Here is a 12,136-nt window from a genome sequence, read left to right as displayed (position 1 = left end):
CTCCCGAACCCACACCGACTCGTAAGTGGTTCAAGCGACCGCTGATCATGGCACCGCTGGCAATCGTGCTGGTGGTGGGAATTGCGCTGACGGCCTGGTTGTCTCCGGTGCTCTCGGTCCGGGGCACCGAAGTTCTCGGTGCGACGACCGTCAGTGAGGAACAGATCCTTTCACTCCTGGCCGTACCGACCGGTCAGCCGTTGATGCGGGTCGATACCGGCGCAGCTGCCGCACGTGTCGCGACGATTCCGAAGGTGGCCTCGGCCCGGGTGCAGCGGATGTATCCGTCGACCATCCGCGTCACGGTCACCGAACGGGTACCGGTCGTCTTCGTCGACTCACCCGAGGGCGCACACCTGCTGGACGAGAAGGGCGTCGACTTCGAGATGGGCGTCCCACCGCCTGGGGTTCCGCGTCTGGTGACGCCGACACCCGGGTGGAACGACGAGCCGACGCTCGCCGCACTCGAGGTGTTGTCGGTGTTGCCGCCGGATCTGAGGTTTCAGGTGGGAGAGGTTGCCGCTCGGTCGATTTCGAGTGTCTCGCTGACCCTGCTCGACGGTCGCGTCGTAAACTGGGGCGGTGTCGAGCACTCGGATCGTAAGGCTGCCGTGACGCTTCCGCTGTTGACCCAGCCGGGGCAGACGTACGACGTGTCCAGTCCCGATCTTCCGACGGTGCGATAGCGCACGGTGCGCTCGTGCGTCAGTGCGTGGCAAATACTTCGGTGTGTCTCGGCGCGCCTAATGGCGGAACGCGACGACGGTGCATAGCGTTTCGTTTCAGATCGAATACTTGACATAACTCTAACCCTGTGGTTGAGGTTTAGGGTTTATCTCGAACAGTAACAAAGCCCCAGCAGTAAAAAGACAGCAGCTCTGACAAGCAGCGTGAAACACGACACGGAAGGCGAGAGCCGATGACGCCCCCGCACAACTACCTCGCCGTAATCAAGGTCGTCGGCATCGGCGGCGGCGGCGTGAACGCAGTCAACCGCATGATCGAACAAGGACTCAAGGGAGTCGAGTTCATCGCGGTCAACACGGACGCGCAAGCCCTTCTGATGAGTGACGCCGACGTCAAGCTCGACGTCGGTCGTGAATTGACCCGTGGCCTCGGCGCCGGTGCTGATCCCGAAGTGGGTCGCAAGGCAGCCGAGGATCACAAGGACGAGATCGAAGAGGTCATCAAGGGCGCCGACATGGTGTTCGTGACCGCAGGCGAGGGTGGTGGCACCGGAACCGGTGGTGCCCCTGTCGTGGCAAGCATCGCCCGGAAGCTGGGCGCACTCACCGTCGGTGTCGTGACACGGCCGTTCTCCTTCGAGGGCAAGCGTCGTGGGGGACAGGCGGATACCGGAATTCAGGCGCTCCGCGAGTCCTGCGACACGCTGATCGTCATTCCCAACGATCGCCTGCTTCAGTTGGGTGATGCCGCAGTCAGCCTGATGGACGCGTTCCGCAGCGCCGACGAGGTTCTCCTCAACGGCGTCCAGGGCATCACCGACCTCATCACCACCCCGGGTCTGATCAACGTCGACTTCGCGGACGTCAAGGGTGTCATGTCCGGTGCCGGCAGTGCATTGATGGGCATCGGTTCCTCCCGTGGTGAGGGGCGCGCGATCAAGGCGGCGGAATCCGCGATCAATTCGCCTCTCCTCGAAGCATCGATGGAAGGCGCCCGCGGCGTTCTGCTCTCGATCGCCGGTGGCAGCGATCTCGGCCTCTTCGAGATCAACGAGGCGGCGTCGCTGGTGCAGGAAGCTGCCCACATCGACGCCAACATCATCTTCGGAACGGTCATCGACGATTCGCTCGGTGACGAGGTTCGTGTGACGGTCATCGCTGCGGGATTCGACGGTGGAGCTCCGGCTCGTCGTCCCGTGGAGTCGACCGCGCAGGGACGTGGAGCGATCGGCGCGGGGCGTGCAGGTGAGGTCGGCCGGTCACCGGTTGCCGCCGAACCTGCTGGCGAGCAGCCGATTTCCGCAGCGCGCGAGACCATCGGTTCGGGCAGCTTGCCTCCGATCGGTGGCCCACGCCATGCGCCGGTCCAGGAAGACGAGGGCGACGACGACGTCGACGTGCCCGTCTTCATGCGTCGCTGACGTAGGGCTACAAACAGTTTCGAGAACAGGGTGCCCGGAATTTCTGGGTACCCTGTTCTTGACTGGATGTCCGGTCACGTCTGAGCCGGACGACACTTTCGACGTTTGTGAGCACACTTATCTTGAGTACCGAGAAGTCGACCACCCGCACCCGCATTCGCCGCGTCGTGACCAGCCGAGCCGGTGGTGTTTCCGCGTCGCCGTACGAGTCGTTCAATCTCGGCGATCACGTCGGAGACGATCCGGCAGCCGTCGATGCGAATCGCCGTCGTCTGGCACGCGAAATAGGCGTCGAGCCTGACCATCTCGTGTGGATGGAACAAATCCATTCGCGCAATGTCACCGTAGTGACGGAACCGACCGACGAGGTCGTTCCGGTGACGGATGCTCTCGTCACCACCGTTCCCGGCCTGGCGCTCGCCACTCTCAGCGCAGACTGTGTTCCTGTACTTCTTTCCGACGAGGAGGCCGGTGTCATCGCGGCTGTTCATGCCGGACGGATCGGTGCCCGCATCGGTATCGTCCCGCGCGTCCTCGCGGAGATGGTGCGACAGGGCGCGGACGTCTCGCGTATCGGCGCCTTCCTCGGTCCGGCGGCGAGCGGACGCCAGTACGAGGTTCCCGCCGCGATGCGTGCCGACGTGGAAAAGCACTTGCCGGGCAGCGCAACTCGCACCGAGAAGGGCACACCGGGACTCGATCTGCGTGCGGGACTGCGTAAGCAGTTGCTCGCCGCGGGTGTGTCCGGTGTCGCCGAGGACCCGCGATGCACGATCGAGGACCGCGCGCTGTTCAGTCATCGCCGAGAATCACTGACCGGACGTCAAGCTGCAGTGATCTGGATGGAAGCGCCCGCAGCGCAGGAAACCGTCTAGGCAGAAAATGCGACAGACGGAAATGCGGCTGACAGAAATATCGACGGCACTCGACTCGGTGAGGGCGCGACTGGCCGCCGCGTGCCTTGCCGCCGGTCGCGAAGTTTCCGACGTCGCACTGCTGCCAGTTACCAAGTTCTTTCCGGCGTCCGACGCCCGGATCCTGTACGAACTTGGCTGCCGTGAATTCGGTGAGTCTCGTGAGCAGGAAGCAGTGGAGAAGGTCGCGGGTTTCGACGGCGCTGCTCGCAACGGTGCGATCGACGATCCGGTTCGCTGGCACATGATCGGGCAGTTGCAGCGCAACAAAGCTCGGTCGGTAGCGAAGTGGGCCTACGCAATTCACTCGGTCGACAGTGCGCGGTTGGCTGATGCACTCGATCGGGCGGCGCTCGGCGCTTTGGCCGACGGCGAGCGCAAGGCGCCGCTGCGGGTGCTCATCCAGGTAAGTCTCGACGGAGACCCTGCGCGTGGCGGAGTTCCGACGGGGGAGTTAACCCCTCTTGCCGAGCGGATCGAATCAGCCGAAGGTCTCGAATTCGCGGGACTGATGGCCGTCCCGCCACTTGGATCAAATCCGGACGAGCAGTTCGAAATCCTCCGCAGGGCACATCTTTTGATTCTCGAATCGCATCCACGGGCAACCGAACTCTCCGCCGGTATGACCGGCGATCTGGAGGCTGCAGTGCGCCACGGTTCCACGTGCGTGCGTGTCGGAACCGCACTGCTCGGCTCACGACCAGTAATCTCGAGGTGATCGCTCAGGTGATCGCCCAACCCGTCCACACCGCTGCGACCGGTCGCAGTCGGATTGATTCCGCCGCGCCAAGGAAGGTCGATCAATGAGCAACCTGCATAAGTTCAAGGCTTACTTCGGCATGGTTCCCCTCGATGACTACGAGGACGAATACGTGGAGGAGCCCGATCAGGCTCGCCGCGCACCCCGTCGTAGTCACGACGGCTATGCCGAGCGCGACGACCGCGAGTTCGTCGAACCTGCCTTCTCGAAGGCGAGCTACGCGCCCAGTCGTCGTGACGAAGAGGACGCGGAGTTCGATCGTTACGATTCCCGGCCCCGCGTCGACACCGTTCCAAGTCGCAGTAGCCGCCCGGCGATGGCGCCGCGTCCGGCCAGCCGCGGCAACCTTGCGGTCGACGCGCGCGCCGAGCGACCCGAAGCGCGACGTGCGCCGGTTGTCGACGACGGCGGCCCGCTCGCCAAGATCACGACACTGCGTCCGCAGAGCTACGCAGAGGCCCGCACCATCGGTGAGCGTTTCCGCGACGGCACGCCCGTCATCATGGATCTGGTCGACATGAGCAACGCCGACGCGAAGCGTCTGGTCGATTTCGCGGCCGGCTTGGCGTTCGCATTGCGTGGTTCTTTCGACAAGGTAGCCACCAAAGTGTTTCTTCTCTCACCGGCTGACATCGACGTTTCCGCTGAGGAACGTCGTCGGATCGCCGAGACGGGTTTCTACAGCCAGAAATGATGGTCTCGACCGCAGTCCGGCCCCTGAGCAGGGGTGACGTGAGCACATTCGAACGGCGGCCCGTCTCGGCGGGCGCCGCATTCGGACCCATCGCCGGCCGTTACAAGACGGACTCGATGCGGACCGGTTCCGGAATTGCTGCGGTGTGTCTGTTTTGGACACAACGCAGAAGTCAGGCAGAGTGAGGGTGTGGACGCGCTTCTCTCTGTGATCTATCTGGTGCTGGTTGTCTTCTGGCTGTTGCTGATCGGCAGAGTGATCGTCGAGTTCGTTCGTTCGTTTGCCAGAGATTGGCGACCGACCGGATTGGTCGCAGTCATTCTCGAAACCATTTTTACGATCACCGATCCTCCGGTGAAACTGCTCCGCAGATTGATCCCCCCGATCAACCTCGGTGGAGTTCGCTTGGATCTATCCATCATGGTCTTGCTTTTCATCGTCATCATCCTGATGTCGGTTGTTCGCTGAGCGCAGTCCGAGTGTGTGGTGTGCCAGAATGGAACCCATAACTCATACGGTGGTTCGCCACTACGTAGACTGTGTTGCAACTGAATGCTTGCTAGACCGCCAAATGACGCGTGAAGGGATCCTTCCATGCCGCAACTGACTCCAGCTGACGTGCACAACGTTGCGTTCAGCAAGCCGCCTATCGGCAAGCGTGGCTACAACGAGGACGAGGTCGACGCATTCCTCGACCTCGTCGAACAGGCGCTGTCGCAGCTCATCGAAGAGAATGCGGACCTGCGCCAGCGCGTGGGTGAGCTGGATCAGGAGCTCGCGTCTGCCAAGAAGTCGCCGGCACCTGCTCAGCAGGCAGCACCCGTCGCAGCGCAGCCCAAGCCTGAGCCCGCTCGGGTCGTCGAACCGCCCAAGCCTGCACCCGTTGCAGCTCCGGTTCCCGCCGCCGCTGCCGTTGCAGCGCCGCAGAGTGGCGACACCCACATGCAGGCCGCAAAGGTCCTCGGACTGGCTCAGGAGATGGCGGATCGCCTCACCAACGATGCCAAGACCGAGTCCGAGCAGCTGCTCGGCAGTGCTCGCACCAACTCCGAGCAGCTCATGAGCGAGGCTCGCAGCAAGGCCGACGGCATGATCGCGGATGCGCGCAACAAGTCGGAGGCAATGCTCACCGACGCTCAGACTCGCTCCGAGACCCAGCTTCGCCAGGCTCAGGAGAAGGCAGACGCTCTCAAGGCGGACGCCGAGAAGAAGCACACCGAAATCATGGCGACCATCAACCAGCAGCGTTCGGTCCTCGAAGGCCGTATCGAGCAGCTCAAGACGTTCGAACGTGAGTACCGGGTGCGCCTGAAGTCCTACCTGGAATCGCAGCTCGAAGAGCTCGAACAGCGTGGCTCGGCCGTTCCGGTCGACGGTGGACAGGATTCCTACAGTCCGTCCTTCGCCAAGGGAAACAGCTGACCGAGAGCGCCCCGTCGGCTCAGCTATCGGACCGGACAAAGGTTGATACGTGCTGGTCGTGACGTTGGTTCTCGCGGGAGTTGGCTTCGCGCTCCTGATCGTTGCCCTGACCACAGGGTCGCTGATCTGGGCGTGGGCATGTATCGCGATTTGTGTAGCAGGTGCCGTCCTCCTGCTGGTCAGTGCGCTGACCAGCAGGAAGGCGGTTCCTTCGTTGGATGACCCGGTATCGGGTAGCGGGATGTCGTCGCCTTACGGCCGAGCCGAGAGTTCCTCGGATTCCTCTACCGGTGATGCAGCCGCTGCCAACGATGACAATCCGGGCAACCATGGCGAATCGTCGGGCGGCAAGTCCTAGGCCCTACCGGTAAGTGCTAGGCAGTACCGACACGTCCCAGGGCAAGTATTAGACTGTCGATCACGAATACCTGGCTTTGATCCGGCAATCACCGGGGAGCTTTCGGAAGAACGGTTCTCTACGCTTTCACGCGTGCCGAGAACCCAGTAGAACCGAACGGGTGAGCCCGTCACAGCTCGATCGAGTGGCACCTCGAGATCCAAGCGCGGATCTGCGGGGTGCAAACGGGGTGGTACCGCGGTGTCGGCGCACAAGCGCCACGTCGTCCCCGTGCCGAGTCCGACTGGCACGAGGAGATCGCCATGGCGAGTAACGGGTATCCCAAAGTCGACTACGGTGTCCCCGCCGACACCGGGGTCAAGTTCCCCGATCTGGAACAGAAGGTCCTGAAACAGTGGGACGACGACGACACCTTCCGGGCATCGGTTTCCAATCGCGACGGTAGCGAAGAGTTCGTTTTCTACGACGGACCGCCATTCGCCAATGGTTTGCCGCATTACGGCCACCTGCTGACGGGGTACGTCAAGGATCTGGTGCCGCGCTTCCAGACCATGCGTGGACGCAAGGTCGAACGACGCTTCGGCTGGGATTGCCACGGCCTTCCCGCAGAACTCGAAGCGGAGAAGCAGCTCGGAATCAAGGACAAAGCCGAGATCGAAGTCATGGGTCTGGCCAAGTTCAACGAGTACTGCAAGGCCTCGGTGCTCAAGTACACCGACGAGTGGCGCGACTACGTCACCCGCCAGGCACGTTGGGTCGACTTCGACAACGACTACAAGACCCTGGACGTCGACTTCATGGAGTCCGTCATGTGGGCCTTCAAGGAGCTGCACGACAAGGGCCTGATCTATCAGGGCTTCCGCGTGCTGCCCTACAGCTGGTACGAGCAGACTCCGCTGTCCAACCAGGAGACTCGCCTCGACGACGCGTACAAGATGCGTCAGGATCCCGCCGTCACGGTCGACATGCCGCTGGTCGCTCCCGGTTCACCACTCGACGGCGCAAACGCGATCATCTGGACCACGACTCCGTGGACGCTGCCGTCCAACTTGGCCACTGCGGTGCACCCCGAGGTCGACTACGTCCAGGTGCTCGGCGAGGACGGAAAGCGGTACGTACTCGCCGAAGCGCGGTTGGGTCATTACGCTCGCGAGCTGGGGGAGGACCCCGAGGTCGTTTCCCGTCACAAGGGCGCCGAGTTGGTCGGACTGTCGTACACACCGCCGTTCGACTTCTTCCTCGGACATCCGAACGCGCACGTCGTGCTCTCGGCCGACTACGTGACAACCGATTCCGGAACCGGAATCGTCCACCTCGCACCGGCTTTCGGTGAAGAGGATATGGACGTGGCCACAGCCAACGGTATCGAGGTCGTGCAGCCACTCGATCCGGGTGGAAAGTTCACCTCGATGGTTCCGCCGTACGAAGGCCTGATGGTGTTCGACGCCAACCCGGTCATCATCAAGGACCTCAAGGCCGCTGGAAAGCTGCTGCGGCACGAGACGATCGAGCACTCCTACCCGCACAGTTGGCGCAGTGGGCAGCCGCTCATCTACATGGCGGTTCCCTCGTGGTTCGTCGCGGTCACCAAGTTCCGCGATCGCATGGTCGAGCTGAACAAGGACATCACGTGGGTGCCCGAGCACATCCGTGACGGCCAGTTCGGCAAGTGGCTCGAAGGTGCACGCGATTGGAACATCAGCCGAAACCGCTACTGGGGCAGCCCGATCCCGGTGTGGGTGTCGGACGATCCGCAGTACCCGCGCACAGACGTGTACGGTTCGCTCGACCAGTTGGAGGCAGACTTCGGTGTGCGTCCGACCGATCTGCATCGCCCGATGATCGACGACCTGGTCCGCCCGAACCCGGACGACCCGACCGGGAAGTCGATGATGCGCCGCGTTCCCGAGGTGCTCGACTGCTGGTTCGAATCCGGTTCGATGCCGTATGCGCAGGTGCATTACCCATTCGAGAACCGTGAATGGTTCGAGGGTCATTTCCCGGGCGATTTCATCGTCGAGTACAACGGGCAGACTCGCGGCTGGTTCTACACGCTGCACGTACTGGCCACCGCACTCTTCGATCGTCCGGCGTTCAAAACCGTTGCCGCACACGGAATCGTGCTCGGTGACGACGGACTGAAGATGAGCAAGTCCAAGGGCAACTACCCGGACGTGAAGGAGGTGTTCAACCGCGACGGCAGCGATGCGATGCGATGGTTCCTGATGTCCTCGCCGATCCTGCGTGGTGGAAACCTCATCGTGACCGAGCAGGGCATCCGTGAAGGCGTACGTCAGGCTTTGCTCCCGCTGTGGAACGCCTGGAGCTTCCTGCAGTTGTACGCGCCGGAATCCGGTGTGTGGCGTACCGATTCGGAGAACATCCTCGATCAGTACATTCTCGCCAAGCTCGCCACAACCCGCGACGTGATCACCGAGGCACTCGAGGTCAACGACATCGCCGGCGCGTGCGACGAGCTTCGGTTGTTCTGTGACGCGCTCACCAACTGGTATGTGCGACGGTCTCGTTCGCGGTTCTGGGATGAGGATCGCGACGCAATCGACACCCTGCACACCGTGCTCGAAGTCGTGACGCGACTCGCTGCGCCGCTGTTGCCGCTGGTGTCCGAGGTGATCTGGCGCGGACTGACCGGGGAACGCTCGGTTCACCTGGCTGATTGGCCGGAGGAGTCGGAGCTCCCCGCGAACCCCGAGTTGGTAGCGGCGATGGACGACGTACGGACCGTGTGCTCGACGGTGCTGAGCCTGCGCAAGGCGCAGAATCTGCGTGTTCGTCTTCCGTTGCCCGAGGTCACGGTTGCGGCGCCCGACGCCGAGCGTCTGCGTCCGTTCCTCGGACTGATCGCCGACGAGGTCAACGTCAAGAAGGTCGATCTGACCGATGACGTCGACGTGCACGGGCGCTTCGAAATCGCGGTGAATGCGCGTGCTGCCGGCCCGCGTCTGGGCAAGTCCGTTCAGACCGTCATCAAGGCGGTCAAGGCGGGTGACTGGACCGAGAACGCGGACGGCGTCGTGGTTGCGGCCGGCATCGAACTGCTGCCCGAGGAGTACACGCAGAAACTGGTTGCGGCCGAGCCGGATTCGACAGCTGCACTGCCGGACGGTGCGGGACTCGTCGTACTCGATTCCGTCGTGACGGAAGAACTCGAAGCCGAGGGTTGGGCGAAGGACCGTATCCGTCAACTGCAGGACGCACGCCGCGCCGCCGGTTTGGATGTCTCGGACCGGATCAAGGTCGTGCTCGAGGTTCCGCAGGACTGCAAGGAGTGGGCCGAGCGTCATCGGGAATTGATCGCCGGTGAGGTTCTGGCAACCTCGTTCTCGGTGGGCGAAGCGGGAGATGACGCCGTCGATCTCGGCGACGGTATCCGCGCTGCGATCACGAAGGTCTAGTACCGACTCAACTACTCCGGTTCCCCGATGAATATCTACATGTCGGGGTGCCGGAGTAGTTTGCTCTCATGGGTACGAGCAAGGAAACCGTGGCGCGCATTCTCGAGCAGTTGGAACCGCTCGACGTGCGGGCAAGGGCGATGTTCGGCGAGTACGGATTGTATTGCGACGAGAAGATCGTGGGCTTGATCTGCGCAGACGCACTGTTCGTCAAACCTACCGAGGTCAGCGCTGAGTTCGGATCAGAGAGCGATCTGGCTCCGCCGTATCCGGGGGCGAAGGATTACTACCGGGTTCAGGAAGAAAAGCTGCAGGACATCGATCATCTGCACGCCTTCATCCAACGGACAGCCGACGTATTACCCCTGCCGAAGAAGAAGACGCCCAAGAAAAAGGCACGGACTTAAATTCGGCGCCCACTTCTGAGAGAACCGTAACTCCCGATGAATCAAGATGACCCCACACGAAGTCGCAGGTGGGTGCTGCATCTCGACATGGACGCGTTTTTCGCCTCCGCAGAGCAGTTGACCCGTCCCACGCTGCGAGGTCGCCCGGTGCTGGTCGGCGGCTTGGGCGGGCGCGGGGTGGTGGCCGGGGCAAGTTACGAAGCGAGAGTTTTCGGTGCGCGATCGGCAATGCCGATGCACCAGGCGCGCCGCATGGTCGGCGGCGGAGCGGTGGTATTGCCGCCACGGATGTCGTTGTATTCAGTTCTCAGCAAACGCACGTTCGACGCGTTGCGCCTTCGAATGCCGATCCTCGAGCAACTGTCGGTGGACGAGGCTTTCGGGGAACCGGTGGAGTTGGCCGGTGTCGGGGCCGACGAGGTCCGCGCGTTTTGCGAGGATTTGCGGGAGTTGATCAAAGCCGAGACCGGGTTGGTCGCCTCGATCGGCGCCGGCGCAGGCAAGCAGGTGGCCAAGATTGCGTCGGGACTGGCAAAGCCCGACGGCGTCGCAGTGATTCCTCCCGGGATGCAGCACGAGTTGCTCGATCCGCTTCCCGTGCGAAAGCTGTGGGGGATCGGCCCCGTCGCCGAGGAAAAACTCAAGCGTCTCGGCATCGAAACCATCGGTGGGTTTGCCCGCACACCCATAGCGGAGGTGGCGTCGATACTCGGAACCACTGTCGGTCCGGGGTTGCATCGGCTTGCGCAGGGGATCGACGACCGGCCGGTCGCCGAGCGTGCCGAATCAAAGCAGATCAGTGCGGAATCCACGTTCGCCGCCGACATCGTCACGATGGCGCAACTGCGCGCGGCCGTCGAAAGTAGTGGTCGTGCAGCATTTTCCAGGCTGGAGAAGGACGGAAGAGCCGCCCGTACCGTCGTACTGAAGCTCAAGAAGTCCGACATGAGCATCCTGACTCGGTCCGTGACGTTGCCGTTTGCCACCATCGACCGCCAAATCCTTGTCGCCACCGCGCAGAAACAGGTCATCGACCCGCAGGAGTTGGGGCCGATTCGCCTGGTCGGTGTGGGATTCGCCGGTTTGTCCACGGTTCGCCAAGGATCACTTTTTCCCGAGTTGGATCAGGACGTTCCCGGCTATCCGGTCGAGACTCTCACCGGCGCTCTCGATGAGGCCGAACTCGACGCTCCGGTGGCCGCACGTGTCCCTCAGCGCTACTGGCACCCCGGTTTGGACGTCAAGCATCCAGAATACGGACACGGTTGGGTGCAAGGCGCGGGGCACGGTGTGGTGACGGTTCGCTTCGAAACCCGTTCCAGCGGAACGGGAATCGCCAAGACCTTCGCCGAATCCGATGAGGTGCTCGAGGTTGCAGATGCGGTCGACAGCCTTCTCTGAGGATGTCCTTAGACTTTTTCCGCTTACCGTTGGGTAATGTTGTCGACGATCCTCGAGCAAGCACGTTGTTCGACTGACGCTCGAATGTGAACACCCGAATGGATAGGACTGAGAAGTTGAAGCTTCAGAAGATGACCGTTGCAGCCGTGGCGATCGCAGCAGCCCTGACGATGACCGCGTGTGGCTCCGACGACAAGGAGGCCTCACCCACCACGACGTCGAAGACGACGACCACCACCTCGGCACCTTCGACCACCGTTGAACTGCCGACGTCTGCTGAGCTCAACGGCAAGGTCGCTCAGGCACTCGACGAGAGCGTTCCGGCCGCAGACAAGGTCAACCTCGTCCAGGGCGCCGAGCAGGATCCCGAGCTGATCAACCAGGTCGCCGCTGCCGCCAAGGCTGCCGGCGCGCAGGTCGAGATCCTCGACCCGGTCACCGACACAGGCAGCGAGACGGCAGCCGCTTCGCTGAACATCGTCGTCAACGGCCAGCCGCTGCAGCAGGGCCTGCAGGCCTCGTTCGTCTACGAGGACGGCGTCTGGAAGCTCTCGAAGACCACCGCTTGCCAGATCGTCGGCGTTGCAGGTCTGACCTCGCCGGCTTGCGCTGCTTGATCTCTCGGTAGCACCTGAAACACAGAGCGGCCGTCGACTT

At 62.6% G+C, this 12,136-nt stretch carries 13 protein-coding genes; all 13 read left to right on the top strand.

Features of this window, described 5'->3' with window-relative positions:
- The first annotated feature begins 47 nt into the window (after positions 1–47).
- The 13 genes from ACFWEM_RS26780 (at position 48) to ACFWEM_RS26720 (ending at position 12,096) form a co-directional block, all read left to right on the top strand.
- Positions 48–686 carry a cell division protein FtsQ/DivIB gene (locus tag ACFWEM_RS26780; RefSeq protein ID WP_378538904.1) on the top strand — a complete coding sequence of 213 codons (639 nt, stop codon included), beginning with the start codon at positions 48–50 and terminating at the stop codon, positions 684–686.
- 233 nt (positions 687–919) lie between these two features.
- On the top strand, positions 920–2,107 hold the full coding sequence (gene ftsZ, locus ACFWEM_RS26775; protein ID WP_230813510.1) for a cell division protein FtsZ: 1,188 nt from the start codon (positions 920–922) through the stop codon (positions 2,105–2,107).
- Between the two features lie 107 nt (positions 2,108–2,214).
- Positions 2,215–2,982: a peptidoglycan editing factor PgeF gene (gene pgeF / locus ACFWEM_RS26770; RefSeq protein WP_378448031.1), complete on the top strand. Its 768-nt coding sequence runs from the start codon at positions 2,215–2,217 to the stop codon at positions 2,980–2,982.
- A gap of 7 nt (positions 2,983–2,989) precedes the next feature.
- On the top strand, positions 2,990–3,739 hold the full coding sequence (locus ACFWEM_RS26765) for a YggS family pyridoxal phosphate-dependent enzyme (RefSeq protein WP_378538812.1): 750 nt from the start codon (positions 2,990–2,992) through the stop codon (positions 3,737–3,739).
- Positions 3,740–3,824: 85 nt separating this feature from the next.
- Positions 3,825–4,475: a cell division protein SepF gene (locus tag ACFWEM_RS26760; RefSeq protein WP_003941752.1), complete on the top strand. Its 651-nt coding sequence runs from the start codon at positions 3,825–3,827 to the stop codon at positions 4,473–4,475.
- A 38-nt stretch (positions 4,476–4,513) separates the two neighbouring features.
- Positions 4,514–4,660: a hypothetical protein gene (locus tag ACFWEM_RS26755; RefSeq protein ID WP_378538811.1), complete on the top strand. Its 147-nt coding sequence runs from the start codon at positions 4,514–4,516 to the stop codon at positions 4,658–4,660.
- Positions 4,661–4,664: 4 nt separating this feature from the next.
- Positions 4,665–4,943, top strand: coding sequence for a YggT family protein (locus ACFWEM_RS26750; protein ID WP_003941780.1), 279 nt, complete (start codon positions 4,665–4,667; stop codon positions 4,941–4,943).
- A gap of 126 nt (positions 4,944–5,069) precedes the next feature.
- A complete protein-coding gene (locus ACFWEM_RS26745) occupies positions 5,070–5,897 on the top strand; it encodes a DivIVA domain-containing protein (protein ID WP_378538810.1) in 828 nt (275 codons plus the stop codon).
- A 49-nt stretch (positions 5,898–5,946) separates the two neighbouring features.
- Positions 5,947–6,255 (top strand): hypothetical protein, encoded by a 309-nt coding sequence (locus ACFWEM_RS26740; protein ID WP_317826362.1) that lies wholly within the window; start codon positions 5,947–5,949, stop codon positions 6,253–6,255.
- Positions 6,256–6,557: 302 nt separating this feature from the next.
- Positions 6,558–9,671, top strand: a complete 3,114-nt coding sequence (ileS, locus tag ACFWEM_RS26735; protein ID WP_378448034.1) for an isoleucine--tRNA ligase — start codon at positions 6,558–6,560, stop codon at positions 9,669–9,671.
- A gap of 68 nt (positions 9,672–9,739) precedes the next feature.
- Positions 9,740–10,078: a TfoX/Sxy family protein gene (locus ACFWEM_RS26730; RefSeq protein WP_378538809.1), complete on the top strand. Its 339-nt coding sequence runs from the start codon at positions 9,740–9,742 to the stop codon at positions 10,076–10,078.
- 36 nt (positions 10,079–10,114) lie between these two features.
- The gene (locus ACFWEM_RS26725) at positions 10,115–11,479 is read left to right on the top strand and encodes a DNA polymerase IV (RefSeq protein ID WP_378538808.1); all 1,365 of its coding nucleotides are present in this window, start codon (positions 10,115–10,117) and stop codon (positions 11,477–11,479) included.
- A gap of 131 nt (positions 11,480–11,610) precedes the next feature.
- Positions 11,611–12,096, top strand: coding sequence for a hypothetical protein (locus ACFWEM_RS26720; RefSeq protein WP_378538807.1), 486 nt, complete (start codon positions 11,611–11,613; stop codon positions 12,094–12,096).
- Positions 12,097–12,136: the final 40 nt, after the last annotated feature.

It is taken from the genome of Rhodococcus sp. NPDC060176 (assembly GCF_042728675.1).
In the GTDB taxonomy this organism is placed as follows: Bacteria; Actinomycetota; Actinomycetes; order Mycobacteriales; family Mycobacteriaceae; genus Rhodococcus_F.
Note: the sequence above shows the minus strand (reverse complement) of the source record. Positions and strands in the feature narration are given on the sequence as shown.